The following is a 25,165-nucleotide window of genomic DNA, read 5'->3' on the forward strand; positions in this document are numbered from 1 at the left end:
ATCCATTGCCGTCCACGGAGTTATAAAAATCGTACACGTTCGATCCCCCGACATTAGCTAACGACGCGGATAATCCGGCAGCATTTGCTTCACCAATGGTCTTATACATCGGCGCAATAACACCGACCGGTTTCAATATGACGGCACCGCTTCCATCGCCATCGGTACCGGTAAAAAACGCATTCCCATCGGAACTGTAGTAATTACTATTCCCATTACTCGATGACGATATAGCCACGGTGCTTGCGCCGCCGCCCCACGCGCTCTGCCGCCAAATATAAAAGACCTGCGCGCTTCCGACAGACGCAAATATCACAAGGAACACAGCAATGAACCGAACGCGCATAGCGCCTCCTACGACATAGCCCCGACCAGAGGGCTTACAGGAAGTATAGTACAAAAACAGCCCCCTGTCAAAAGGGGCCATACTTCTCCGCTACCTTATATAACGCTTCTCAATGGAAAAAGGGCAGTGAAAAACGGCTTTCTACTTCTTCCCCACCGCATACCTTCCGATGTCCGCCTCAAGCGCCCGCATCGACTTCATCGTCTCCTGCGCGCGTTTTACGAGCTCTATGCCTATCTCATCGATCATACCGATACCGTTCGCCATTGTCCCCATACCCGTGCGTATCTCCTCGGATACCGTAAGGAGCGCCGGAATGGATGCGGCAGTTTTCCCGGCAGCCTGTATGAGGGTATCGACGCTTGAACGCATCTGCAGGAGGGCTGCGTTTATGTTGGTGTAATTCTCTTTGATGCGCCCGGTAAGTCCGGAGATATCGGTGACCGCGCCCACGATCTCCTTTGCGGCGATAGCTTCCTCGTCGGTGGCGTTCTTCACCGAGGTGATGATGTTCGTCACCTGTTCGGTCTCGGCGAACACCGCAGCGAAATTCGATTCGGTTGCTTTCATTTCAGTCGCAGTGGCGTTGATGCTCGCTTCGACCAGGGCAAGCGATGCCTTCGCGTCATTGGCCTTCTGATTCGCGAGATCGGCGAGCTTGCGTATCTCTTCGGCAACGACGGCGAATCCCTTGCCGTGCTCACCGGCATGTGCTGCCTCGATAGCGGCGTTCATGGCGAGCAGGTTCGTCTGCTCGGCTACTGTGCCTATCACGGTGACGAATTCCCCGATGACGGCGGTCGACTGCAGGAGCTCGTCCATCTTCTCCGCAGTATCATCGATCTTCGTTTTCGCCTCTTCGGACACCTCTGCCAGATGTTTCGTCGAGGTATCCGCCTGCGTCGATATGGTGTTTATCGTTCCGAGCGTTGCCGACATCTCGGTTATCGACGACGATATCTGCGTGACCGAGGTGACCTCGCTCTCTATCGAGGCGGTCAGCCCCGATGTCTCTTCCAGCACCGATACGATGATGCCCCGGAAGCGCTCAAGGAGCGATGCGAGCTTCTCGGAATCCTCGGACGCCGATGCCACCTGCGCGTGCTGTGTATCTATGCTCTTCTCTACAGCACGGATAACGCCCGCCATGTTCTGCACGGTAGAAACGCTCACCGCCACCGACGACTCAAGATTTTTACGTTCGCCCTCGGTCGCCTCCAGATGCCCCTGCGCCGAGGAGACTATCTTCCTCATCTTATCAAGGAGCATATTGATATGCGACGACAACGCGCCGATCTCATCCTTGCGCTGCTTCGTCGCGATGCGGCCGGAGAGATCATTCCCGGTGACGACACCGCGAATGACGCCCATGATGTTCCTGAGCGGGCTCACCGTGAGCCGAATGACCCAGAGCGTCATATCGATATCGAAACCGAGGAGCAGTATGAACGCGCCTATGGTTATCCAGAAGAAAATGCTCTTCATCCGCGCAGTGCGCGTATCGGCGAGCGCATGCACTTCATCGATGCGCATTGCCGCTTGCGAGAGCGTTCCGCCCACGGCGGATACGGAGCGCGCCCGAAGGGCGTCGAATTCCGCTACCGCTGAAAATGCGGCGCGATAGCGTTCGATGAGGACCTTCTCCCGCGGTGCGCTTTTCGCGAGACGGTCGACCGCCGTCAGAAAACGATCGACGTATCTCTGTTCACGGCGGATGAAATAATCGCGCTCAAGCTTTCTGCAGGCAGCGAACGCCCGCTCTGTGCCCGCACCGAGCGACTCAAGCCTGTCGGACGCGGCCAGAAAGCGCACCAATGCATCGTCGACCGACGCATTGGAGACGATACCGATATCTTTCGTAATGCCTTCGACGGTCGCGGCTATGGAAGCGATCTCGCCCCGATGCCCGCGGTCCATCTCCGCGCGCTCCGCGCGCTGCATGTCCATCCCGATGTTCGACATCGCGGTCCGTAATTCTTCCCGCTGAGGCTCGTCGAATTTCCCCTCATGGAGCCGCTGCACGAATGCGATACGGGCGCGCGCCTGAAGCAGAGAAGAATTCACGGTATCGTATCGGGAACTTATGATATTCAGTACGATGACAGCGGCGGCATACACCGCGAACAGGAGGAAGAACGCCGAATGAACGGTTATGATCTTTGACTGAAGTTTCATACGCCTTCGCTGGTGACGCTAATCTTTCCTTATCATTATCGACGGATGAGGGGTTAATTTTTACCGCTATTCGGGCAGGATGGAACGTATCGCACGGAGCGCGGTATCGACCATTCTGTCTATCTCGCGGCGGGAAATGACGTACGGAGGCATGAAATAGAGTATATCGCCGAGATTGCGGAGCAGAACGCCGTTGTGTTCCGCCTCGCGGTAGATGCGGTATCCGGTACGCAGGGCGCTGTCGAGCGGTTGTTTTGATGCTTTATCCGCAACCAGTTCTATTGCGGTGACCATGCCGAGCGATCGTATCTCCCCTACCGACGGATGTCCTGCAATAGCCATCGCCCGCTCCCGGATATATGCCCCCTTTTCGGCGATATCCGAGAGCACATCGCGTTCCCGGAAAAGTGCGAATACGGCGTTGGCGGCAGCACAGGCGATGGGATTTCCGGTATAGGAATGTGAGTGCAGGAACGCTTTGTTCTCGCTGTACGGCGCATAGAACGCCTGATACATCGCTTCACTGACGAGAACGGCCGAAAGCGGGAGGAAACCGCCGGTAAGCCCCTTGGACACCGTGACGATATCCGGCACAATGGAGGCGTGATGTGATGCCATCATCGCACCGGTACGGCCGAAGCCGGATGCTATCTCGTCGCATATCAGATGTATACCCAACGTCCTCGTCAATGCACGCAATTTGATGAGATACCGGGCGGGATACATCTTCATGCCGTCGGCGGCCTGCAGCATCGGTTCTATGATCACGGCCGAAAGATGCGCGTTCTCCCGTATCGATCGCTCCGTCCCGGAAAAACATTCGGCATTGCAGGTCTCACGCGATAACCCGTACGGGCAGCGGTAACAATCCGGCCCCGGCAGCGCTGCCGTGTTCATGAGCATCGGTTGGTAGATACGCTTATAAAGACCGAGCGCGCCGACCGAAAGCGCGCCGACCGTTTCCCCGTGATAGGCACCCGAAATAAAGCCGAATCCATCCCGTTCTGGCGCACCGGTATTGACGCGGAAGTGATATGACATCTTGAGCGCTATCTCAACGGCGGACGATCCATTATCCGCAAAAAAGACCCGCGGCAGCTGATGATCGAACAGACCTGAAAGCTCCGCGGCAAGACGGGAAGCCGGCTCATGCGTATAATTAGCGAATATCACATGCTCTAGTTTTTTCGACTGCTTCGCTATCGCCCGGGCGATGCGCCTGTTCCCGTGACCGAAAAGGTTCACCCACCACGATGAAACGGCATCGAGTATCCTTCTGCCGTCCTCAGTATACAGCCACACGCCCCGTGCGCGGCGCACCGCAACGGCGGGGTACGCTTCATAATCGTGCATATGCGAACAGGGATGCCACATATGACGGACATCGAGCGCCTGGTATCGTTCCATTGCGACACTCTACAGCAAAAGGAGGGATTTGACAATTGACTTAAAGCGTGCTTCGGTGTATTGTTATTCTATCCGGTGGGCACTATGAAAAAGATAACACTACTCATACTTGTCTTTTGTACCATCATCTCATGCAGGACCAAACAGCATCAATATCGTGTTGCGCTTGCGGTCAGTTCCGTCATTTCACGCCCCGGGTATGACAAAGCGATGCGCTACAGCTGCGAAGCGATGATCGACCATGTCAATCGCTTCGGCGGCATTAACGGGAACAAGATCGGTCTTGTCGTCTATGACGACGGCGGCGATCCCGAAAAGGCCCGCGACAATGCTCGAACGATCGCCGGCCAACATGATATCATCGGTGTTGTCGGCTATGTCCTTCCGGAATGTCTCGCATCGGCACGCGAAGTGTATGACCGGGATCCGATAGCCGTCCTCACACCAGTATTGACGGAAAGCGGCATACTCGGTACGAATTCGGTCTTTCGCGCGACCGTGAGCGATGTGGCCGAGGGAAATGCCATCGCCGACTATGCCGCCATGCTCGGTGCGCGCCGCGTGTTCATCATTGCGCAGAACGGCACAGCGTATTCGAATACTGCATTCGCCATCGACAATGCCGCCGCGGGGAAATTCGCGGTCGCCGGGCATAAATGGTTCGAGCCGGGCGAGGTCGACTTCGCCAATCTCGCCGCCACCGTTCGCAATCTCTCCCCGGATACCGTCGTCATCGCAGGGAATTTCCGCGAGGCGGGGCTCATCGTCTCGGAGTTGAAGCCCAAACGTGCGAACATCACCGTCATCGGCACGAGCGATGTCGCCATGGCGGATTTCGTCAACATCGCGAGCGTCGACCATGCCGAGAACGTGCTTGCGACCACACCGTTCATCTTCTTCAAGAATCTCAACGAATCCATCGATATTTTCAACGACCGTTACGCGAAACTTTCCGGCCGCAACGCGACCTGGGTGGCCTTTAACACCTACGAAGCGATGGGGCTGATACTCCATGCGGCACAGAACGGCGCGGACCGCGGCAAGATCATCGATACGCTTCGCGCACGCACCGGATCGCAATTCCTCGGCCTCGCCGGCACCCACGGATTCGATGAAAAACAGGAATCGACGCGTACACCTATCATTGTCGAGGTCAAGAGGGGTAAATGGGCCATCGCCGCAAAACAGCTGCCCAGATCAGAAAAGATATACTGACGCAGCGCGAGGAAATGCGTCGTGAGGACGTCATCCTCAAAAGCTATATCATCCTTGAGAATTTCATCTCCCGTATCGACGTTAAGAAGTACACGAAGGCATTCGTCTATCTCAATTTCCGCAATGAGCCGATAAGCGGCGGCATCATCCATTACCTGCTCGAGCATACGCTCACCGTATCGGCGCCGCGCATCGACCGTACGGACAATCTCATGCGCCCCTGCATCATCACCGATGCCATTGACGACCTTGCCGTTGACCCCTTCGGTTTCCGCACGCCCTCGGCACATGCACCGACCGCGGACCCGTCGTCCATCGACCTGGTCATCGCCCCTGGTGTCGCCTTCGACGAAACGGGTAATCGTATCGGGTTCGGACGCGGCTACTACGATACGTTCTTCCGCGGCAACGCAAAGGCGCTGCGCGTAGCACTTGCATACGATTTTCAGGTGCTGCGGGAGCTCCCCGTCACGCCGCGCGACGAAAAGATAGACATGATCATCACTGAAACGCGTATCCTTACGCCGTATGCGAGGACTTCGCTGTAATTCGGAGCCCCTTTTTTGTTGCAAAATAACCGCCGGGCCTGTAGAATGCATACACGGTAAAAGGATGCTCATGCGCCCCCCAATGCTACTCATATGCCTGTGCCTTCTCACCCCCGTACAGGCCGCTCTCGTCGGTTCGGTATGGGTGGTGATCGGGAATGATACTGCGTCAACGAATTATCCCGCCGGTGCGCTTGTACGTTTCCAGAACGGCACGTATTCGGTCAATGGGCGGAGCTTCTCCTGGCGTTCGACCCCCTACGGAATATCGTCCTCAGGAGCCGGCCGTGAACGTACCGACGGCATTTCCCGCCCTCCGTTCATCCTGCTTTTTCCCCACGCTCAGAACCATGTCGTCACCAACGGGGACGCGGTGCGTATGTATCCGTTTGAAAGCGGAGCAGGAAGCGAAAGCGAACTGGTCATGAAGCTCGGGTACGCCATCGAAAGCGGCAGCCGCGACCTTCTTGACAGCTGCTTCACTGCAGCCAGGGACCGTTCAGCGCTGTACCGGACGCTCACTGAACGCGGGCAGCATTATCGTTTGGCGGTCAAGCACGGCCTCTCGCTCAGGAACATCGTCACGTTCACGCAGGAAGGGCGGAGAAAGGGCATGCTCTTTTATACACGGAAAGACTTCCTTGAAGCGAATTTCATCGTTGTCGGGGGACGCCATTACTTCGGGTAAGTCCCCGTTATCGTAAAGGAAACAGCATGCCGAAACACAGAATGGACAGGATAAATGAGACGCTCGCCCACCACCTCGCCAAGCTCATCGTCGAGGAATCGGTGGACCCGCGTCTTGCGACCATCATCACCATCACGAAGGTCGAGACGACGAAAGACCTGCGGACAGCGACCGTATCGATATCCGTCCTTGATACATCGCGCGTCAAAGACGTGTTGCGGGCCCTCTCGCATGCGAGCGGATTCTTCATCGAACGGCTCAAGGACCTCATGCCGATGCGCTACATCCCGTCGCTCAGGTTCGTATACGATGACTCGCTCGTACGAATGAACTCCGTGCTGACCAGGATGAAGGCTATTGAGAACGAAAGGAAAGAGCATGGTGACGAAAAAGATCAGTGACATAAGCGCGTGCATCGCCAAACACGACCGCTTCACCGTCGTCGGACATTATAATCCCGATGTGGACTGTGTGACGAGCACGCTCGTCATGGGGCTTGCGCTCTCCGCCCTCGGAAAAAAATCGGTCATGGTGAACGCTGATGCCATGCACAAGCGGCTCGCCACCATACCGTTCATCGACAGGATGATATTCTCCTATGACGTGAACAAGCTCGAGACGAACGGCGTGCTCATCGTTGTGGACGCGGGTGACATCAACCGCATCGGCACGCTCTATGAGTACAAGCATCTGTTCGATGACGTGATATTCATCGATCATCATGTGCTCCGCTGCGAGGGGGGGACGCTCACCTATGTGGATGAAACGGCGAGCTCCGCCGTCGAACTCGTCAATGAACTCTTCGCGCTCCATGCCCCCGGCACTATCCGAAACGAACTCGCCACCCTCGTCTATGCCGGCATCGCGAGCGATACCGGCTTCTTCTGTTTCCGCAACACCAATGAGCGTTCACTGCGGACGGCGGCCGACATGATCGAGGCCGGCGCGGATGTGGAGGCCGTCGACGGCATGCTCAACCGCGTCATGGACGAGAACGATTTCCATCTCCTTTCCAAGCTGCTCCTGCAGGTGCGTTCGTTCGACAACGGCACCATCGTCTATTCGGTACAGCGGACAGAGAACCCCGGCGAATCGTATGCCGATTTCTGCGTAAGCCCCATCGATTATGTCATGCGCGTGCGCACCGTACGCGTCGGCTTCGTCGTTCGCGAGACGGAGCGCATCTGGCGCGTGAGCATGCGGAGCCGCGGCGGCGTCAATGTGCGCGCGATAGCCGAAAGCTTCGGCGGCGGCGGACACGTGAAAGCTGCGGGCTGCGAATTCGAGAAATCAAAGTACGACCTGAACGGCATCATCGAAACAGTGACGGCGCGGATACGCGCGGAAACGGCGAAGCTCGGCTGATCGTCCCCGGGCGGCTAATCGTGCAGATAGCCCTTCAGCCGCTCCGATGATTTGAGCCGCTTGATGCGCTCGAAGGCCTCGCGCTGCACCTGGCGCACACGCTCACGGGTGATCTTAAGTTCCATTCCCACTTCCTCAAGCGTTCGCACGGGACTGCCGTCGAGCCCGAAGCGGAGTATGACCACACGCCGCTGCTTCTCGGTCAGCTCACCGAGCACATCGTTTATCGTATTGCGCAGGCTCGAGATGAACGCCTCTTCATGCGGCGACGGCGTTCGTTTATCCTCGAGGAACTGAGAAAGGTCGGACGATTCCCCGTCGCCTATCGGCGCTTCCATGGACGCGGGGGCTTTCGAGAACATGGCGAGCGACGCGACGGTCTTGGCGTTCACACCGAGCTCCGCGGCTATCTCATCCGTGGAAGCGTCGCGCCCGAGCTTCTGTGAAAGCGTTTTCATGGTATCGAGATAGCGCCTGAGCAGACGATGGATATGCATCGGGAACCGTATCATATGGCGCTTTGAATCGATGGCCTTCAATATCGACTGCTTTATCCACCAGGTGGCATAGGTCGAGAATTTGAACCCCTTCCGATGATCGAAGCGGGCTATCGCCTCGATAAGACCGATATTCCCTTCATCGATAAGATCGAGGAATGACAGCCCGCTCGAGGTATATCGCTTGGCAATGCTGACCACGAGCCGAAGATTCGATTTAATGAGCACATGCTCGCACTCTTTCATCTCATCTTCGACATTACTCAATTCGGTCGCTGCGGACGCTTTTGCATACCGCTCTTTCTTCGCGGCGAGTGTCCGGAGCTTTTTCCAAAGCGTTCGTTCGGCATCCTCGGTAAGACGTTCGGTCTTCCCCATCTGTTTGAGGTAAATGCCGATCGTGCCGTCAACACCGAACGTTTCCTTCTCGTGATGGACGCTTTTCTGCGCGTCGTCCGAGCGCTCGCGGGCGAGTGAATGCTTTTTTGCGAAACGCTCTACGGCGGTCCGTGCGGATGCGCCGATGATCTTCGCGGCGACCGCATCGCGTATATCAGCGTCGGAGATGAAGCCGGATTTCCTGCATGCACCGAGAAAGGTGCGCAGGTCCCGTATCCTCTTGCCATATCGCTTGAACACCGAACGCATGCATGTGCCTCTCGTTTACCTTATAACACGCGAGGGAACAAAGGGGGTACGATCCTTTTTACCGCCCGGGATCGACGGGGTCCGGCAGAAGGATATCCTTGATCAAGGCAAGACCATTGCCGCCGGTAATAGGAAAGTCCTTGCGCAGCGGATGCCCTTCAAAGCCGTTCATCATGATGATGCGCGTAAGAGCGGGATGGTCGCTGAACACTATCCCGAACATATCGAAGATCTGGCGCTCCTGCCAATTCGCCCCGCACCAGAGCCCGCTTACGCTCGGGATATCCTCCCGGTCATTGAGCATGACCTTCACGATACAATGCTGCTTTGCCGCCGGGGCATACAGCAGATAATATACAAAAAAGCGATTCTCGGCATCCCCGGGGATATCCTTCATGCCGAGCATATCGACGGCGTTCATGTCCTTCAGCATCACATATCCCTCGCCTTTCAAGAGCGTGAGAAGATCGATGAGCTTGTGCGGGCGTGTGTATGCCGCGTGGATGCCGGACACATCCGGTGCGAGCGAATCGATAAGCCCGGGGCGGCTTTCGATGATGCCGGTGAATATGTTCATTGTCGGCAGCCCTCGGGGTGATCGTACATGAAACCGCACGATGCGCGCGTACCGGAAGCGATGCGCTCGATCTCCGCTTCCTCCTCCGCCGTCAGCATGAGTTTCCCCGCCTGCCGCTCCTGATATCCTTCAATACCGACATTGCAAACCTCGCCCCTGCCGGCGCGTACCTTCTTCTGGAGCTGCATTATCGCCTGCAGAATGACCTCGGGACGCGGCGGACAGAACGGCACATACATCGCCACCGGTATTATCTTATCGATACCCTGCAGCGTGCTGTACGTATTGAACATGCCGCCGAGCGATGCGCATACGCCGACGCTTATCACCCATTTCGGCTCGCAGATCTGTTCGTAGATCTCCTTGAGGACGGGTGCCATCTTATAGCTTACCGTACCGAGCACGACGAGGGTATCGGTCTGCCGCGGCGAGAACGTGGGGCGTTCGGCACCGAAGCGCGCAATATCGAAATGCGGCGACATCGATGACATATATTCTATGCCGCAGCACGCCGTCGCAAAGGGAAGCGACCAGAACGAGTATGTCCTGGCGAAATTGAAGAAGCGATTGAGGCTTCCGACAACGAGCCCCTTGTATGATGATTGTTCCCCGAGCGGCATGGTCATTCCCTGAACGAGAGCGCGCCTTTGGCACGCGCGTAGAGATATCCGACAAAGAGCACCGCGACGAACACGAGCATGCCGGCAAGCGCCCGTATCGACGAGCCTTCACGGATGAACGACTTAAGCGATGCAGCGAACGGGAAGAAGAACACTACCTCCACCTCGAACAAAAGGAAGAGCACGGCGATAACGTAGAATTTTATCTCTATCGGCACCCGGGCATCATGGAAATACCCCGCTCCGCATTCATAGGCATCCATCTTCTTCTTTGTGAAACGCTTCGGGGAAAAAAGGAAACCGACGAGTATGAACGCGCCGGACGCCGCAACAGCGAATGCGATCTGCAGGATGAAAGGTATGACAGTGCGTTCCATGGTGTATGGCCTTTTGAGCGATTATAGGGTGCTTCGCATAAAAATCAATACCCCCGCTTCCACGAACGCGGGCTTTTGCCGGAGATACGCTTGAACATGCGGCAGAAATAGCTCGCGTCGTTGAAACCGGATTCAAAGGCGGCGTCCGTTATCGAATAGCCTTTGGCAAGAAGCCGCTTCGAATAGGCGATGCGTTCCCGGTTCAGATCGTCATGGAGGGTATGACCGAACGCTTTCTTATAGTACCGGGCGAGAAGCGCCTCGGACATGCGCAGCGCTTGCGCTATCTTCCTGAGCGAAACATCGAGCCTGAAATACTCCGCGACCATATCGCGGGCGATACGCACCTTCTTCTCAAGGACGCTTTCGCGGACGGGGAGCGTCAGCGGGTCCATGCCGGCGAACAGCACCGCTTCCGTTATTGACCGCACATGGGCTATCTGCGAAAGGTACGGCGCGAGTGAGACGTTCTTCTCGAGCGACGCCTCATCGACGAACTGGTGGACGACGCCGGCACGGGGGGTGCCGATGACCGCTCGTGCATAGCTGATGAAAAGCACGAATGACGGGTTCGGCGGCTTTACCGGCACGATATGATCGAGCACGCCGAACGGACAGATGTCAAAGCACGGCCCGTCGGCGGTAAGCGCGCGCGCCACTTTCGCGGTCTTATACTGCACGCACCGTTCATGGTTCGCCCGGCTCTTCTTCACGGCAAGGCATATCGGATTATTGTGATGGGCGAGCCGCATCTCGAACCATGCCGGATGTGTCTTGGGTATGGTTATCAAAGGATGCACGCTCAGTGAGAGCACATTGTCCGCGCCGATGCGCTCGATAAGATACTGGATGCGCGTCATCGCTCCCTCACGTCATGGAATGCCGCAGATCATAAGAAAGGTCATTGGATCTTCAGGCCCAAGTATCTCTATTGTACGCGAGAAGACATGCGGAGTCAAATCATCATCTGTTCATCCGTGACCTCTCCCTACTCCCTCATGACCTCTGCTGCTTTTCCCATTATTTTTGTGAGGAACGTATCGACGCATCGACGCTCTCGCTTGCATTCGCCAATAAGAAATGATACTATCGGGCCATGCAATCTGTATCGAGGAGTATGTATGAGAAGATCAACGATGTTTCCGGTTCGCATCACAGCGCTGATGCTCTGCATGAGCGGGTTCCTGTCCGGGTATTCCTACAACGCCTGGAACGGCCTTATCGCTGAACGAACGGTGTTCGTCAATCCATTCCTCTCGACATCGAGCGTTATCACCACCAATACAGCGGTGACCGCGGGTGCTGACCTGGTATGCGCGTACGGTGCGACGAAGAACGCCGACATATTTGCCAGCCTTGCACAAGTGGGCGTAACGCCGTCATTCGCGTTCTTCAACTGGGTCATGCCTCGTTTCGCCATCACGCCGGAGCATATCATCGCCCTTCAGATAAGCTCGACATTCGTCACGCCGCAATATCATTTTTTCTGGGAGAACGACGTCCTTGCGCTTGAGGTCAATGTGCTCGCGCGCATGCCGTACTCGGATATACGCACCGCGACCGTGAGCGCCGTCATTGCCCCGGTATGGCGCGTCGTCAAGGACGCCTTCGCCCTCTATGTCGAATTCGATCCCGCATGTACATTCGATCCGACGGCACCGAACGCGCGGGTAAGCGCTGCCGTACTTCCCGGTATATGGTTCAGCCTCCCCGGAACCGGTTTCCAAGGGTCCATCGGAGCGAATTGTTTCGGTCTGGGCACGGGAGCGAGCTGGGGGCTCGGCGTAGTCGCCTGGTTCTCGTATGCATTCGCGCTGAAATAGGGACCGCTCAGGGCTGCAGGAACGATCAGAACGTGAATTCCTTCGGATCGAGCTTATGCGGCGCCCGCTCACCGATAGCGTCGTATTCATCCATGTAGAAGAATTCGCTGCCCGATATCTCTTTCGAGACAGCACGTTTCAGGTGATTGATGAAAATGATGACGCCCTCGAATATCGTCTGATATATCGTCACCGTCGATCTCGACTGCGTATGCGCCTGATCGAGAAGGGTGTTCTTCTCCGCTTCGAGATCGGTGTTCTTCTTGACGATATCCGCCACCTGCGTCAGGAGATCCTTTACCATCGGTATTTTGCCCGCAGGCAGCCGTGAAAGGAACGCCTTGGGGTCCTTGAAGTACTCATCGCCAAGCGCCATTTTTATCTTCTTGAGGTTTTCCTTGTTCGTCTTAAGCGATTCGAATATCTCCTTCAGGCGATTGTCCGCCTCAAGGCTTCTGCCGACGACCATCTCGGTCGCCGTGCCGGACGATGCCCCTGCTATGTTGGCAAATATACCTTTCGTGGCGGATAGTTTTCCGCCGAGGACTACGCCCTTTCCGGTGATGCAGATGATGCGCCCATCCGATTTCACCTGCGAGTTCATTATCGACTGATCGATGATGACATCGCCGTACGATTCGATGGGGGCGTTGCGGAGAAAGCTCGCTTTCACATGGCCGTGGGCCTTGATAGAACTTTTCTCGCCGCCAATGATGCCGCCCTGTACTATCACATTCCCTGCGCTTTCGACGACCGCATCCTCGATGTTCCCGTTCACGATGATATCGCCCTTTGCGCGCACTACGAAACCGGGCGTGATATTCCCCTTGATGACGACCGAACCCTGCGCCTCGATGTTCCCCGTGGAGAAATCGACGTCCTTCTCTATTTCCGTTCCGTCGTACACCGACAGCAGATTATTGGTGATGCTGATGATGCCGTCTATCGTTGAGATGATGTCCTTCGTATACTGGTCCCCCTCGACGTTCTTGCCGAGCCGATAGACGGGGTCCTTATCCATGGCCGCCTTGATGACGCTGCCGAAAATATCCATGCCGTTGACCGGCTCGACAGGGTCATCATAGTGCCCTATGACCTCGCCGGCGCGGACATTATGCACGAATCCGCGTTCGCGGAAATCGATGGTGCCGCCCTTCGTCTCCTTACCGGCCTCTACCTTGAAGATATAATCGACTTTGACCTTCGGCACTTTGCCGTGCACCGGGGCCTTCCCCTCGGCTATCACGACGGCGCATCCCCTGCCGCCGGAGAGAGCGTCCTGCGTCCCGCGCGTTACCGCTTCATGATCGATGGGCACCTTGATGCCGATAGCTTCGACGGCGCCAAGGACATTTTCAATGAAGATGGGGCTTTTTACCTTCTCCATCGGCGGGAGTATGAGCATCGCGATATATTGTTCCGGATGCACGTATACGAACGGGAGAACCTCGACGGCAACAAGCCCTTCATAATGGACATAGCCGAAATTCTCAGCCCGATACAGCCCGGATGTTTTTTCGAATATGACGCCGCGACCGGGTTTAATCCCGGGGTCTTTCACCAACGCCTTGAGTATCGGGTCCTGCGGTTTCACGAACCGATGGGCAAGCGCCTCAAAAAGCGCGTTGTCCTTCGAACCGCTCGCGATGAGCTCATATACCTGCCGTATATTGCTTTCCCGGTCGAAGGAGAACTGGAATTGTGTGGCCTTTACTTCTTTGTCTTTTTCAGGCACGGTACACCTTCCTTCCTATACATTACTTTTCACAGAGGAGAAGCATGACATCGCCTACGTTGAGGAGCTTCACCATACGATCGGTTATCTTCTTGAGGAGCGGCGACGGGTTCTTCTCGACAGGGAGGCTCCCCCATGATATCTGCCGCGACACCGTAAAGCCGGCGTCCTCCACCATTCGCTTCATCGTCTTCTTCGAGAACAGATAGAGATGCTGGTCCATGACACAGCGCCAGTCCTCGCCGTACAGCCGCGCCGCCATCCCGTCGATGTTCGGCGTGGTCAGTATCATATACCCGCCGGGGATGAGCACCCGATAGATCTCTTCGATAAGCTCACGCGGATGCGGCACATGCTCGATGAGATGGGAAAGATGCACGACATCGAAATGACAGTCGGGAAAATGGACATCCTCGAGCTTGGACTCGAACACCGTAAGGCCGAATTCCTCCGCCGCATATTCCGCCGACTCATGGCATATCTCGACGCCGTAGGAATCCCACCCTTGTTCCTTCAGATGATTGAGCAGCAGGCCGGTAGCGCAGCCGATATCGAGTATGCGCCGCCGAACGAATTTCTGCGTCAGCGCATCAAAGCGTATATCCGCAAGCCCGCGTTTCATGAGTGAGAAGAAATTCGAGTGATTGGATACCTCGTACTCGAAATAGTTCTCGTTGTAGATGCTCTTCACATCGTCGAGTTTCGGCTGCGGATTCTGATAGACAAGGCCGCAGTGCACGCACCGCTCATACCCGGGGCCGTTATCGGTATACACCCGTTCCGTCGTTTCACTGCCGCACATCTCGCAAGCCACTCGTACCATGGGAACACCTTTTAAGAAGAGTTTCCGTTCTGGTCCGCGGGCAGTGCCCGCACACCCGCCATCACGCACGGTGCGAATGGCCTTTGGCTCTATTTTCGGCGGCTTTTTGCGTTGTATGAGTGTTTTTTTTGAGTAGAACGAAGATGCCCGTTTTACCGGCTTCATTCTATTGCTATCCGGTCGTACTCACGGTCGTTCAGGTACACCGTGAGCGTCCCGCTCCCGTGCACGCTGTAGGGGAACGCTATCTTGTCCCCCGGGGCTACCGTGTTGTTGAATTTGATCGTCTTCCCGAAATTATCAGCAAGCTCCACGCGCAGCGTATATGACTTCTCTTCTTTCGGCACTTCCAGGTAGAAGCGCTTATACGTCACCGACATCCGCTGATAGCCGGTGCGCTTTGACATCCCGACCGTGAGCGTAATGCTCGACCCTGCGCCGAGCACGCCGTTCGTGACCGATTGGCTGAGTATCGTGTTCGCCTGGGCCTTCTCGGTCACTTCCTGCGCGGTTATGTTCACGACCACCCCGGCCCCCTCAAGCTCCTCCACTACCTCGCTGAAATTCCTTCCGGTATAGTCGGCGATCGCTACCCGCGAACTGCCGTTCTTCGATGCATTCACGACAAAGCTCATTGCCGTAAAATCGGATATCTCCTCGCGCGGCGACGGACTTTGCTCGAGTATCACCCCGCTCTCATATCCTTCCTTGCTCACATACACCGGCGGCAGAATACGCGCCGTGGGGCATTTTGCCAATATGACATTCGATATTTCCGATACAACAGAGCGATAATTCCTGCCGACATAGTTCTCCATGAAACCGGCGGCGATGCCGCGATTGATCGTGATCCGTACGATGCGGCCTTTTTTCACATAACTGCCGCCGCGCGGCGATTGATGGACGATGCTGTTCTTATCGATGTTCGGCACCGAGCGCGCGTCGACCAGCACAGGGAAACCGTGTTTGCGGAGCGACTCCAGCCCGTCGGTAAGCTGCATCCCTTCGACCTTCGGCAGCACCACCGATTTCCCGCGCCGTATCGCTACCGTCGATATGACGGTGATGAGCGCAAGGATGATGAATACATAGAGCAGCAGAAAATAAAGCGCTTTCTTGAAACGCGCGATATCGTGGGAACTCGAGCGCACCGTTTCCGGGAGCGCAGCAGCAAGGGCATTATTGTACGTTTCCTTTGCCTTGGGGTACAACGCATCATAGAACGCTTTGCAGCGTCCCCCGATATAGCGCATCTTTTCCTTCAGACCGCGCCGCCGCTTGAATTCGGCATTATCCCAGAATTTCACCTTTGCTAAGACGGGCACCATTGAGAAAATCCTTTGCAGACTGCCGTTTCCTGCCTTCCCACTGCATGTCGGACAGCAGCACACTTCCGCCGCCCGCATTGACCTTGATGCCGGCAGCCGAGAGTTCGATTATACTGCCTGCCGGCATATTATCAAGACTTTCGCCGGCACTCGCCCGGAAGATCCGGAGCATTTTTCCGCGCAGTGTCGTGAACGCCACCGGCCAATGTGAATACGCACGGACCTTATTTACGATGGCCCCTGCATCCTCGTTCCAGTCGATATGGCCGTCCGATTTCGATATTTTGTAGCAGTACGAAGCCTCGTTCTCATCCTGCGCATGGGCGCGTGCGCAGTGACCTTCCACGTCGGAAAGAAATTCCGCCGTGAGCAGAGCGGACGCCCGCGACACGGCGTCGAAAAGCTCGGCATACCCCCACTCCGCATCGATATCGATGGAACGAGTGCTGATGATATCGCCGGCATCCATGCGGCGAACGACCTTCTGCAGGGTAACGCCGGTGCTCGTATCGCCGTTGAGGAGCGAACGCTCTATCGGGGACGCCCCCCGATACTTCGGCAGGAGCGAGCCGTGGATATTGACCATGACCGTCCTCGGTATATCAAGTATCTGCTGCGTGAGCAGCTGCCCGTATGCCACCACGATGACGACATCGGGCCGATATGACCGGATACGCTCCGCCGCTTCCGGAGCATTGATGTCCTCGGGGGAGAATATCTCCATGCCGTGCGTCCGCGCAAAATCGGAGACCGGGAGCGCGACGATGCCGCCATGCCTGTCCTTTTTCCTGTCGGGCTGGGAAACGACGAAATCCGGCGTAAAACCGGCACCGATGGCGGCCGTTATACATGCACGGGTAAGTTCCGATGAACCGAAAAATCCTAATTTCATACACGTATTATAGACTGTACACAATACCTGTCAAACCGGATCGTGAAACCGCCGCAGAACTGCGGACACGCGGCTTCGGATGCCGAGCGGCCTGCGCTCAGCCATCTATGAATCGCAGGCGAACAGGCCGAAGCGAGCCGAGGTAAACACCGGACAGTGTTCTACTGTATTTTCGCCATGTCCTCTTCGGATATGTCGAAGTTGCCGCTCACCGTCTGCACATCATCATGATCCTCGAGCGCTTCGACGAGTTTCAGCACTTTCGCGACATCCGCACCGGTGACCTTGACCGTGTTCTTCGGTATGCGGGTGACATCGGCGGATACGGTATCGATGTTCTTCGCCTTAAGCGCATCGAGCAGGTCGGCGAACACTTCCACCGGACCGGTTATCGAATAGACATCATCTTCCTTCACGAGATCTTCGGCGCCGGCATCGAGGACAACGGCCATGACATCGTCTTCCTTGTACTTCGACGCGTCGACCGCGATAAGTGTCTTCCGGTCAAAGCCCCAGGCAACAGCGCCTTTTTCCGCCATATTTCCGTTATGCTTCGTAAGGATGGAACGTATCTCGGCAGCGGTGCGGTTCTTATTATCGCTCGTAACGTCTATCATGAGCGCCGTGCCGCCGGGTGCATATCCTTCATACGCGATATCTTCGTATGATACGCCCTCGAGCTCGCCGGTACCCTTCTTGATGGCTCGTTCGATATTATCGCTCGGCATATTCGCCTGTTTTGCTTTTGCCATGGCAAGACGCAGCCGCGGATTGTCACCGGGATTGCCCCCGCCCATTTTTGCCGCGATGGTGATCTCACGCGACACCTTCGACCAGAGGTTGCCTCGCTTCGCGTCAAGTGCGCCCTTTTTGTGCTTGATCGTAGCCCATTTGGAGTGGCCGGACATAACGGTATCCTCATATTAAAATTTAATTGTATCAGAGTATCGCCGAGATCGGAGATGCCAAAGTACCGGGCGATTATAGGGGAAAAAGGCTTTTACGTCAAGGATTTTTCACCCGTTGTCATACGTGCGGCTATTTCTTTTCAAGCTCCTTGAGCGCATATTCGTACATATCCTCGATGGCCCACATCATCCGGTATTTCGGGTATTTCGTCATGAGCTCTTCGCAGCGTGTTTTCACGTCGGCGGAGTTCCCCATATCGCGGGTGGCGAGCAATGCCTGATACAGGATCTCGGGAAGGAACGCATCCTTCGCGAATGTCTTGCGCGAACGCTCGGCGACGGCTATCATCTCCTTCCACATGAGGGCCGCGCGGTTCGTGTCCTCGAAATTCTCTTCATACATGTCCGCTATCTCCCCGAGGACGTTCTGAAGGTTCCACGTGCATTGGGCCGGTGTTTCGCCCTGCAGATAGGCGTATATCTCCCTGTCATATCGCTATTTATCGCGTGCTTTCAGCGCGATGAAGGTGCTGTCGGCGGAGACCGATGCGAAAGTTCTCCAGGACGATGTCCGCAGCCGATCATCAAGACGGCTAACTTTGTCGTAAGCCTCGATAAGCTCGCGCTGAAAACGGGCCCGTTTGAAGTCCTTGAGGAAGATGTACGATTCCTCTATCCCCTGCTGCGGCTTGAGATAATACGGATCGATGGATGATGACTCGATGAATTTCGCACGCGCCTCAGTGACAAGTCTCCTGTCAAGGAGATCAAGCCCTTCATAGTACAGCCGCACTGCGGTGAGCGGTCTATCGACGACAACGACATTCACTGTCTTCCCGACCAATACGCTGGTAATGCTCAGGAACAATTCATGCTGGACGACAAGCACCTTCGATGTCTCACCCGATACGGAGAATGTCCTGAGTATCTTACCGGTCGTGCTGTCGGTGAGCTTGGCATCGATGCGCACCGTCCTCCCCTCAATGATATATGACCCGTAGAGCAGCCGCGTCGCCGCAAGGAGTTTGCCGATGGCAATAGCCTTCGCCGTATCGACGGCACCGGTCAGGCTTAATTCCTGCTCCTTCATGACCTTCTGAAGCTCCTGGCGCTCGACGATATCCATACTTATCTTCCCGCTCAGATCAGTTATCAGCATATCGGCTATGCCTTTCGACAGCCAGTTATACGAGTTGTTCTTTGCCGTGTTATCGAAATAAAGCACCGACAGCGTTTCACGCGCCATGAGCACCGATGCGCAAGCCATCAACACGAACACGACACGCCTCATGGGAAACTCCTATGCTATTAGTGCGCTCAATGCAATCCAAATGAACGTTTCAGATACCAAAGCAGCAGACAGAGCAGTACTGTAATTATCAGGAACGGCCAATTGCGCCAGACATTCACCGCAACAGTCCGCATCTCCCTGATCTTCATCGGCGGTATGGCACGCCATATCGATGCAGCATGTGCTGTATCGAGCGCGGTAAAATATGCCCCGCCCGTATTCGATGCTATCGCGCGCATTGCATCCGTACCGGTAGCGACTATTTCCCCGTACGCCGGGTTCACCGCGATGAGCATGTCCTCCCGCCGATCGCCGCTCTCAAAGCGCAGCGTGCACAGCCCCGGCGACATGCAGGTAACGGCGACAGGAGACGCACCGATGGGCACGCGCGAAACTGCCCGCGCATCGACCTCAACAGCGGCGGATGATGATATATTCGTATGCGATGCCGCGCTGTAGAATGCCGAGAGCGTTCCCGTCCGTCCCGAGCGCACGCGTACCTGTATCGTGCCGCCGATATCGCATGTCCGCTCGCTCGCGGCGATGCTGCCGAACGAAGGACGTGTGCTCTCATGGACAAGGGTGCTTACCACGGCATCATAGAGCCCCGAAAGCCCGACAGCGGTGCCGAACAATCTGAGCCGCCAGAGCGGCGCACACCCGACATACACGACGCGGCTTCTCCCGGCAATGGCGGATGATATTGCGGGGGCATCATTGCCTTTGATGAGCACCGTGAGCTCCCGGTCCGGAACGAAGAGCACATCGAACATGGTCATCGATCGCCAGCGGGCATCGTTCTCGGCATCGGTGGTTCCGATGCGGGTGAGTATCGATGCGTTGTCCGTTACGGATAATGCTATTTTTCCATTGCGCCTCGTTACTGCGGGGAATAATCCTGAAAAACCGCTCACGTCTTCCGCAATTGACGAATAGAAGATAATGAACGGTGTCCCGCGCAGAAGGGCGCGTTCAATGGGAACGGACGCATGCGATACCGCCTCGCGTGTCGGGTTCACTATGATGACAAGATCGGCGCTCATCGCCGGCACGCTCTCGGAAGCGGCGAACGCTGAAAGTCGTATGGATGAATCCCCGGCAAGGAACGTCTTCAGCATGCCGTATTCCTTTGACGGCGCACCGCCGATGAGCATTACCGATGTACTTTCACGTTCGATGGCGACGATATCGTTGCGCACATTGTCATCCGCGGCCGTATCGTTCGTAACGCCGCTCACCGCCGCAGTAAGGAGCACCTCGGAAGCCGCGCGCGGGCGATAGGGTATGCGCAGGCGCACATTCGTCGCAGATGCAAGGCGTATCGGTATCGTTGCATACGTCCGCCTATTCTCAGAAAGAGTAACGACAGCCGCTGCCGCGGCCCCTCGATAGGCGACCGTATAGATCAATTCCGTCTCGATACCCTCGCGCATCGTCCTGGGCATGATGCCGCTTATGGCTATGAACGGTCTTCCCTCCGGGCGCACCATCATCATGTTCGTGAGACCCGGCATGAGCGTCATCGATTCGCCGTCCGATATCATCACCACCGACGACGGGCGCGCATCGGCGAGGAAAGCGAACAGGGAATGATGATCGCTCGCACGGAGGAACAGCGGTTCGCGATACGGACGCACGAAGCCGTCGGCACTGTATCGTTCTATCGCACGATCCTTCGCCTCACAGAAACGCCGGAATTCATTCGTAAGCATGAGCACATCATAATTCCGCCGCATACTGAACGAATCATCGAGCACTACCGCCGTCGTGGACGGACGCGCACAGGTGCACGACATGGCGAAGTTGATATCGGCAAGCGGCTGTACCAGGAGCACGATCACCGCCGCCTGGAGCGCGAAGAGAACATGCTTTCGCTTCATCGGTATATCGACTTCGGCGCGGTAGAGCGAACGATGGTTGAGCCACTGGAGTATGGCCAGGATCAGTATGGCAAGCAGGATATTCATCCGTCGATAGATCGTCTTTGAGTCTTCATTACACCGCGCGTCATGCTTCGGATGGTAGTATAAAAACCGGAAAATCACAACACGGCTCGTATCGTCGTGCCGCGAAATGCATTTTCCATGTCAGGGTGTCCATTGACAGATATCTGCTCACGCATACAATAAACGGTGTCGAAGAATTTGGCCGTTCACGGGAGACAACTACGATGCGCATCATCATCCTCTTCTTAGCAGCTTCGATGCTCTGCCCGTTCGACACCAATGCGTTCAAACGGGCCATCGCGGACAATAACTCAGCGCTCACGGCGCGTATGATATCCGAGGGTGCGCTCCCGAACTGCAGATGGGAATACAACGGCACCCCGATAATGACGGCCGCGGGGAACGGAGCGGACGACACGCTCAAGCTGCTCATCGAGCGCGGCGCCACAAATTTCAATGTGCGCGAGACCTGGGGAAATATGGGCGAGACAGCCCTCATCAAAGCGGCAAAAAAAGGCCATACGTCCGCGGCGCGCATACTCGCGAAATATTCCGATATCAACGCCGCGACAACGAGCGGCATGACCGCGCTCATGTTCGCCGCGCGCAACAATGATACAGCGCTTATCGATGCGCTTGTCGCCCGCAAGGCCGATGTGAACAGAACGAACAAGGCCGGGGTAACGGCGCTCATCTTCGCGGTGGAACGCGGCAACCGCAGGGCGGTCGAACGGCTCTTCACCGCAAAGGCCGATGCACGCATTGCGCTTCCGAACGGATTGAACGCGCTGCGTCTTGCGCTGTATCAGAATGACGGCTCGCTCGCACATATCATAGCGATGCGCTCAGGCGGGGCACGCAGCATTCCGCTGTTCGAGACATATCAGTTCGCCGTAACGGGATCGGATATCGGGATGCATGCGTCATCGAACGGGTACTCGTATCGCATAGGAACGAACAATGACGGACGTATCGTACTGCACCTGTCATCCGCACAGGTATCGATAGCGATAATACCATCGCTCGGCAATCGCATCATGTCATTGCGTTATGGGACGAGTGAACTATTGGCGCTTGAGACGAATATCTCACTCTACTATGACGGCGGCGGGATACCGATACTCTACCCCACCCCGAACGCAGTAGCCGATGCAACGTTCATCTTCGACGGCAGATCGACGCTCATGGATCACCCGTTCGCCCCGTCGCCAGCGGCATTACACGGCATCGTTCGGGACGCAGCTTGGGAATTTGAAAAGCCGGTGTTCACGAACGGCGGCATTGCGTACATATCGCATTACACCGTCGACGAAAAGAACCCGCGTTTCAGCGCATTCCCGTATGTGCATCGCCTGACCGTCATCTATACCGTCATCTCGAACACGGTGCGCATCGAGTACGCGGTAAAGAACAGCGATGCCAGGCGATTGGGTTTCGGCTTCGGGCTGCATCCGTACTGGCGTATCATCGGGACGAATATGCGGGTGCAGATCGACATACCGACGACGCTCAAGGGAATGACCGGCCCGGTACTTCCTGCGGAAGGCGTGAAGAACATCGTATCGCCAAAGCCGCTTTCACAGCTGCAATTGAACGATATGTATTATCCCCGAAAAACATCGAGTATCGTGAGATTGTTTTACGACACGTTCGGCATCACCCTGACACAGACGGCGAGCGAGGATTTCACGCACGTCATCGCATGGGCCCCGGGGGGCAAACCCTATATTGCGCTGGAAGACCAGACATGTTCCGCGGATGCGCATAATCGATATGCAGCGGGGGCAGTGGACACGTCGCATCTCATCATAGTGAACCCCGGCGAAACAAAACGCGGTGCGGTAGCATACGAGTTTTCCGCGGGCAAATAGGCGCGCGGGCCTACGCCGATGCGTATGCCTCTATAGTATCCGCTGCGAAATGAAGATCGAATATCGTGAAGCGCGGGCGTATGTCAACGGCATGCAGCACGGCGAAACGAGCATCTTCCGGCATAAGATCGATATCTGCGCATCGCATCGGGAGCGAGAACTCTTCTGCGACCATTCGCACCGCAGGGGCGGCCGACAGCAGGAAGCGGAAGTCATCATCGTCCGCGAGGTTGCGTATCTCTGAAAAACTGGAGCGAAAGCGGGCAAGCAGTCCCGCTTTCTTTTCTATCGTTCCCTGAAGATCGATACCGATATTCTTCCAGTCGCTCACATGTCCGCGAAGTGCCGCGGGAACATCCGTACGGGCGAAATCGTACGCATGCTCCGGATCAAATAAATCGCAATATGCCGCAAGCGACTTGCCGAGCCCGTAGGCCACCTGCAGCCCGTGCAGTGACGGCGCCTGCCCCATGCATGCATAGCCTTTCATTTCCATTGCGTGCGATATGCAGTGCTCACCGCCGGATGCCGGGGCTGAATTGCCCATACGCTGCATGGCGGTCCCTGTCAGGACAAGTATTCGCATGAGTTTCTGAATGAACTCGTCATCCGACAAGCTCTGCGCTTGCGCAAGATACGAGAGCATATCAGCGACCTCTTCCCGAAGCATCGAAGCGGTGTCAAGGCAGAAGGGTTCTTCACGGAGCAGATGGTTGAGCTTCCAATCGGCTATCGACGTTATCTTTCCCAGCGCATCACCGAGCCCGGCAAGCGTCATTCGCTCCGGTGCCGCGCGTATGATATCGGTATCAGCGATAACGGCTATCGGCGGTCGGATAGTGCTGTACGGGACCTTGTTCCCGTTCGTAAGTATGGTCGCATTCGCCGAAAGATAACCGTCCATGGATGCAGCGGTGGCTACACACAGATACGGGATATCGTGATCATTCGCAGCAACCTTCACAAGATCATTGATGGTGCCCGAGCCTACGGCGACCGCAACCGTTGCCTTATGGGCCGTAAGCCCTTCTGCGATGATGTTGAGGTTATGCGCATCGGCGTGCACTTCACCGGGGAGCACAAGCTCCTCGATATGCATTGATGCATGCGCACAGAGCTCTCTCACATGTTTCCCGGCAACAGCGTGCGTATTCATATCTGCTAGGATGAGCGGACGCCCGCCCATATCGGGCCCGAAGAGCGTCGCTATGTGATGGATGACTCCCTTCCCGATGAGAACATCCTTCGTGGTGATATCATGCCGCTCACCGCACGTGCATGAGGTGATGCTCCTGATATACGTGTTTATCGGCGGTCTCATCGGTAACCGCCGGCCTTGAGCGCATCAATGACTACCAATGGATCATTCGATGTTATGATGCATGCGCCGCGCTCCGCCATAGCGACAGCGTTCTTTGCGTCATCGATACACCAGACGCCATGCTCGATCTTGTGGTCCGCATACCAGCACATGAGCTCATAGGTGGCACAGCCCGCCGGGATGCCGACGATATCCATCGATGAGAACGAGTCGTCCGTGAAATTCGACATGCAGTGACGCGGAAAACCCTGCGTCCGCACACGTTTGTCGAGCGATCTCATATACGCAAGCAACCGTGCGTCAAAACTGGTGAAGACACATCGCTCGATGATACCGTACTGCTTTGCCATCTCTATCGCGCCGCGAGCGGTATACTCATCGGCGCTCTTTATCTCAACGTTCATCATGATGTTCGTAAGCGGCTTGAACAATCCATACGTCTCATCAAGTGTCGGGATACGCTCACCGGAGAACGATGCATCCTTCCACGAGCCTGCATCGAGCTCACTGAGCAGCGCGAACGTCTTCTCGTGGACAGTCCCCTTCCCGTTCGTCGTACGGTCCACGGCCGGGTCATGGATGACGATCAATCTCCCGTCGGCACTCGACCGAACATCGAATTCGATGATATCAATATCGAGCGCTGTCGCCTCGCGAAATGAACGCATCGTATTCTCGGGGAAGCGTACCGGTATACCGCGATGGGCCATGACGAGCACGGGTTTTCCGTATTTCGCCGCGGTCGCTCGCTGGGCTGGTGTCAA

At 56.1% G+C, this 25,165-nt stretch carries 25 protein-coding genes; 7 read left to right on the forward strand and 18 right to left on the reverse strand.

Translation table 11 applies throughout. The features are described from left to right. The 3 genes from AABZ39_02545 to bioA form a co-directional block, all read right to left on the reverse strand. On the reverse strand, positions 1-346 hold a 346-nt coding region (locus tag AABZ39_02545), incomplete at its 3' end, for a hypothetical protein (protein MEK6793628.1). Between the two features lie 141 nt (positions 347-487). Further along, the gene (locus AABZ39_02550; GenBank protein MEK6793629.1) at positions 488-2,521 is read right to left on the reverse strand and encodes a HAMP domain-containing methyl-accepting chemotaxis protein; all 2,034 of its coding nucleotides are present in this window, start codon (positions 2,519-2,521) and stop codon (positions 488-490) included. A gap of 66 nt (positions 2,522-2,587) precedes the next feature. After that, positions 2,588-3,928, reverse strand: a complete 1,341-nt coding sequence (gene bioA, locus AABZ39_02555; GenBank protein ID MEK6793630.1) for an adenosylmethionine--8-amino-7-oxononanoate transaminase — start codon at positions 3,926-3,928, stop codon at positions 2,588-2,590. An 84-nt stretch (positions 3,929-4,012) separates the two neighbouring features. Here bioA and AABZ39_02560 point away from each other — a divergent pair, with 84 nt between their 5' ends. The 5 genes from AABZ39_02560 (at position 4,013) to AABZ39_02580 (ending at position 7,744) form a co-directional block, all read left to right on the forward strand. Then, the gene (locus AABZ39_02560; protein ID MEK6793631.1) at positions 4,013-5,143 is read left to right on the forward strand and encodes an ABC transporter substrate-binding protein; all 1,131 of its coding nucleotides are present in this window, start codon (positions 4,013-4,015) and stop codon (positions 5,141-5,143) included. 14 nt (positions 5,144-5,157) lie between these two features. Next, a complete protein-coding gene (locus tag AABZ39_02565; protein ID MEK6793632.1) occupies positions 5,158-5,691 on the forward strand; it encodes a 5-formyltetrahydrofolate cyclo-ligase in 534 nt (177 codons plus the stop codon). Between the two features lie 82 nt (positions 5,692-5,773). Beyond that, positions 5,774-6,379 carry a hypothetical protein gene (locus AABZ39_02570; protein MEK6793633.1) on the forward strand — a complete coding sequence of 202 codons (606 nt, stop codon included), beginning with the start codon at positions 5,774-5,776 and terminating at the stop codon, positions 6,377-6,379. Between the two features lie 26 nt (positions 6,380-6,405). Further along, on the forward strand, positions 6,406-6,780 hold the full coding sequence (rbfA, locus tag AABZ39_02575; protein MEK6793634.1) for a 30S ribosome-binding factor RbfA: 375 nt from the start codon (positions 6,406-6,408) through the stop codon (positions 6,778-6,780). Next, the gene (locus AABZ39_02580; protein ID MEK6793635.1) at positions 6,758-7,744 is read left to right on the forward strand and encodes a DHH family phosphoesterase; all 987 of its coding nucleotides are present in this window, start codon (positions 6,758-6,760) and stop codon (positions 7,742-7,744) included. The genes rbfA and AABZ39_02580 overlap by 23 nt, the downstream gene beginning before the upstream one ends. Positions 7,745-7,758: 14 nt before the next feature. On the opposite strand, the gene AABZ39_02585 is transcribed toward AABZ39_02580, so the two are convergent. The 5 genes from AABZ39_02585 to AABZ39_02605 are packed head-to-tail and all read right to left on the reverse strand — an operon-like array spanning position 7,759 to position 11,323. Continuing rightward, on the reverse strand, positions 7,759-8,889 hold the full coding sequence (locus tag AABZ39_02585) for an RNA polymerase sigma factor RpoD/SigA (protein ID MEK6793636.1): 1,131 nt from the start codon (positions 8,887-8,889) through the stop codon (positions 7,759-7,761). Positions 8,890-8,947: 58 nt separating this feature from the next. Then, positions 8,948-9,466 (reverse strand): NADH-quinone oxidoreductase subunit C, encoded by a 519-nt coding sequence (locus AABZ39_02590; protein ID MEK6793637.1) that lies wholly within the window; start codon positions 9,464-9,466, stop codon positions 8,948-8,950. Further along, on the reverse strand, positions 9,463-10,092 hold the full coding sequence (nuoB, locus tag AABZ39_02595) for an NADH-quinone oxidoreductase subunit NuoB (GenBank protein ID MEK6793638.1): 630 nt from the start codon (positions 10,090-10,092) through the stop codon (positions 9,463-9,465). The genes AABZ39_02590 and nuoB overlap by 4 nt, the downstream gene beginning before the upstream one ends. Continuing rightward, the gene (locus AABZ39_02600) at positions 10,089-10,463 is read right to left on the reverse strand and encodes an NADH-quinone oxidoreductase subunit A (GenBank protein MEK6793639.1); all 375 of its coding nucleotides are present in this window, start codon (positions 10,461-10,463) and stop codon (positions 10,089-10,091) included. The genes nuoB and AABZ39_02600 overlap by 4 nt, the downstream gene beginning before the upstream one ends. Before the next feature lie 44 nt (positions 10,464-10,507). Beyond that, on the reverse strand, positions 10,508-11,323 hold the full coding sequence (locus tag AABZ39_02605; GenBank protein MEK6793640.1) for an AraC family transcriptional regulator: 816 nt from the start codon (positions 11,321-11,323) through the stop codon (positions 10,508-10,510). A 261-nt stretch (positions 11,324-11,584) separates the two neighbouring features. On the opposite strand from AABZ39_02605, the gene AABZ39_02610 reads away from it, so the two are divergent. After that, positions 11,585-12,286: a hypothetical protein gene (locus AABZ39_02610; GenBank protein ID MEK6793641.1), complete on the forward strand. Its 702-nt coding sequence runs from the start codon at positions 11,585-11,587 to the stop codon at positions 12,284-12,286. Between the two features lie 25 nt (positions 12,287-12,311). Here the strand turns inward: AABZ39_02610 and AABZ39_02615 are convergent, their stop codons facing one another. The 8 genes from AABZ39_02615 to AABZ39_02650 all read right to left on the reverse strand — a co-directional run bounded on the left by AABZ39_02615 (position 12,312) and on the right by AABZ39_02650 (position 21,230). Beyond that, positions 12,312-14,021 (reverse strand): FapA family protein, encoded by a 1,710-nt coding sequence (locus tag AABZ39_02615; GenBank protein MEK6793642.1) that lies wholly within the window; start codon positions 14,019-14,021, stop codon positions 12,312-12,314. Between the two features lie 22 nt (positions 14,022-14,043). After that, positions 14,044-14,844 (reverse strand): class I SAM-dependent methyltransferase, encoded by an 801-nt coding sequence (locus AABZ39_02620; protein ID MEK6793643.1) that lies wholly within the window; start codon positions 14,842-14,844, stop codon positions 14,044-14,046. Positions 14,845-15,005: 161 nt separating this feature from the next. Further along, positions 15,006-16,172 (reverse strand): PASTA domain-containing protein, encoded by a 1,167-nt coding sequence (locus AABZ39_02625; protein ID MEK6793644.1) that lies wholly within the window; start codon positions 16,170-16,172, stop codon positions 15,006-15,008. Next, positions 16,135-17,064, reverse strand: a complete 930-nt coding sequence (gene fmt, locus AABZ39_02630) for a methionyl-tRNA formyltransferase (GenBank protein ID MEK6793645.1) — start codon at positions 17,062-17,064, stop codon at positions 16,135-16,137. The genes AABZ39_02625 and fmt overlap by 38 nt, the downstream gene beginning before the upstream one ends. A gap of 161 nt (positions 17,065-17,225) precedes the next feature. Continuing rightward, positions 17,226-17,972 (reverse strand): YebC/PmpR family DNA-binding transcriptional regulator, encoded by a 747-nt coding sequence (locus tag AABZ39_02635; protein MEK6793646.1) that lies wholly within the window; start codon positions 17,970-17,972, stop codon positions 17,226-17,228. Between the two features lie 130 nt (positions 17,973-18,102). Further along, a complete protein-coding gene (locus AABZ39_02640; GenBank protein MEK6793647.1) occupies positions 18,103-18,375 on the reverse strand; it encodes a hypothetical protein in 273 nt (90 codons plus the stop codon). 93 nt (positions 18,376-18,468) lie between these two features. Next, positions 18,469-19,263, reverse strand: coding sequence for a CsgG/HfaB family protein (locus tag AABZ39_02645; protein MEK6793648.1), 795 nt, complete (start codon positions 19,261-19,263; stop codon positions 18,469-18,471). A gap of 26 nt (positions 19,264-19,289) precedes the next feature. Then, the gene (locus tag AABZ39_02650) at positions 19,290-21,230 is read right to left on the reverse strand and encodes a hypothetical protein (protein MEK6793649.1); all 1,941 of its coding nucleotides are present in this window, start codon (positions 21,228-21,230) and stop codon (positions 19,290-19,292) included. 203 nt (positions 21,231-21,433) lie between these two features. Here AABZ39_02650 and AABZ39_02655 point away from each other — a divergent pair, with 203 nt between their 5' ends. After that, the gene (locus AABZ39_02655; protein ID MEK6793650.1) at positions 21,434-23,080 is read left to right on the forward strand and encodes an ankyrin repeat domain-containing protein; all 1,647 of its coding nucleotides are present in this window, start codon (positions 21,434-21,436) and stop codon (positions 23,078-23,080) included. Between the two features lie 10 nt (positions 23,081-23,090). On the opposite strand, the gene AABZ39_02660 is transcribed toward AABZ39_02655, so the two are convergent. Both AABZ39_02660 and AABZ39_02665 read right to left on the reverse strand, forming a co-directional pair. After that, positions 23,091-24,401: an iron-containing alcohol dehydrogenase gene (locus AABZ39_02660; GenBank protein MEK6793651.1), complete on the reverse strand. Its 1,311-nt coding sequence runs from the start codon at positions 24,399-24,401 to the stop codon at positions 23,091-23,093. Then, a complete protein-coding gene (locus AABZ39_02665; protein MEK6793652.1) occupies positions 24,398-25,165 on the reverse strand; it encodes a glycerophosphodiester phosphodiesterase family protein in 768 nt (255 codons plus the stop codon). Before AABZ39_02665 ends, AABZ39_02660 begins: the two co-directional genes overlap by 4 nt.

It is taken from the genome of Spirochaetota bacterium (genome assembly GCA_038043445.1).
Taxonomy (GTDB): Bacteria; Spirochaetota; Brachyspiria; order Brachyspirales; family JACRPF01; genus JBBTBY01.

What these genes read in the sequence shown, in the direction of transcription:
- bioA (MEK6793630.1), bottom strand. Translation starts at nt 3,928, where the DNA reads ATGGAACGATACCAGGCGCTCGATGTCCGTCATATGTGGCATCCCTGT.
- AABZ39_02605 (MEK6793640.1), bottom strand. Translation starts at nt 11,323, where the DNA reads ATGACGCGCATCCAGTATCTTATCGAGCGCATCGGCGCGGACAATGTG.
- AABZ39_02600 (MEK6793639.1), bottom strand. Translation starts at nt 10,463, where the DNA reads ATGGAACGCACTGTCATACCTTTCATCCTGCAGATCGCATTCGCTGTT.
- AABZ39_02650 (MEK6793649.1), bottom strand. Translation starts at nt 21,230, where the DNA reads ATGAATATCCTGCTTGCCATACTGATCCTGGCCATACTCCAGTGGCTC.
- AABZ39_02585 (MEK6793636.1), bottom strand. Translation starts at nt 8,889, where the DNA reads ATGCGTTCGGTGTTCAAGCGATATGGCAAGAGGATACGGGACCTGCGC.
- AABZ39_02580 (MEK6793635.1), top strand. Translation starts at nt 6,758, where the DNA reads ATGGTGACGAAAAAGATCAGTGACATAAGCGCGTGCATCGCCAAACAC.
- AABZ39_02565 (MEK6793632.1), top strand. Translation starts at nt 5,158, where the DNA reads ATGCGTCGTGAGGACGTCATCCTCAAAAGCTATATCATCCTTGAGAAT.
- AABZ39_02550 (MEK6793629.1), bottom strand. Translation starts at nt 2,521, where the DNA reads ATGAAACTTCAGTCAAAGATCATAACCGTTCATTCGGCGTTCTTCCTC.
- AABZ39_02610 (MEK6793641.1), top strand. Translation starts at nt 11,585, where the DNA reads ATGAGAAGATCAACGATGTTTCCGGTTCGCATCACAGCGCTGATGCTC.
- AABZ39_02620 (MEK6793643.1), bottom strand. Translation starts at nt 14,844, where the DNA reads ATGGTACGAGTGGCTTGCGAGATGTGCGGCAGTGAAACGACGGAACGG.
- AABZ39_02645 (MEK6793648.1), bottom strand. Translation starts at nt 19,263, where the DNA reads ATGAGGCGTGTCGTGTTCGTGTTGATGGCTTGCGCATCGGTGCTCATG.
- fmt (MEK6793645.1), bottom strand. Translation starts at nt 17,064, where the DNA reads ATGAAATTAGGATTTTTCGGTTCATCGGAACTTACCCGTGCATGTATA.
- AABZ39_02590 (MEK6793637.1), bottom strand. Translation starts at nt 9,466, where the DNA reads ATGAACATATTCACCGGCATCATCGAAAGCCGCCCCGGGCTTATCGAT.
- AABZ39_02655 (MEK6793650.1), top strand. Translation starts at nt 21,434, where the DNA reads ATGCGCATCATCATCCTCTTCTTAGCAGCTTCGATGCTCTGCCCGTTC.
- AABZ39_02640 (MEK6793647.1), bottom strand. Translation starts at nt 18,375, where the DNA reads ATGTATGAAGAGAATTTCGAGGACACGAACCGCGCGGCCCTCATGTGG.
- rbfA (MEK6793634.1), top strand. Translation starts at nt 6,406, where the DNA reads ATGCCGAAACACAGAATGGACAGGATAAATGAGACGCTCGCCCACCAC.
- AABZ39_02660 (MEK6793651.1), bottom strand. Translation starts at nt 24,401, where the DNA reads ATGAGACCGCCGATAAACACGTATATCAGGAGCATCACCTCATGCACG.
- AABZ39_02635 (MEK6793646.1), bottom strand. Translation starts at nt 17,972, where the DNA reads ATGTCCGGCCACTCCAAATGGGCTACGATCAAGCACAAAAAGGGCGCA.
- AABZ39_02570 (MEK6793633.1), top strand. Translation starts at nt 5,774, where the DNA reads ATGCTACTCATATGCCTGTGCCTTCTCACCCCCGTACAGGCCGCTCTC.
- AABZ39_02560 (MEK6793631.1), top strand. Translation starts at nt 4,013, where the DNA reads ATGAAAAAGATAACACTACTCATACTTGTCTTTTGTACCATCATCTCA.
- AABZ39_02625 (MEK6793644.1), bottom strand. Translation starts at nt 16,172, where the DNA reads ATGGTGCCCGTCTTAGCAAAGGTGAAATTCTGGGATAATGCCGAATTC.
- nuoB (MEK6793638.1), bottom strand. Translation starts at nt 10,092, where the DNA reads ATGACCATGCCGCTCGGGGAACAATCATCATACAAGGGGCTCGTTGTC.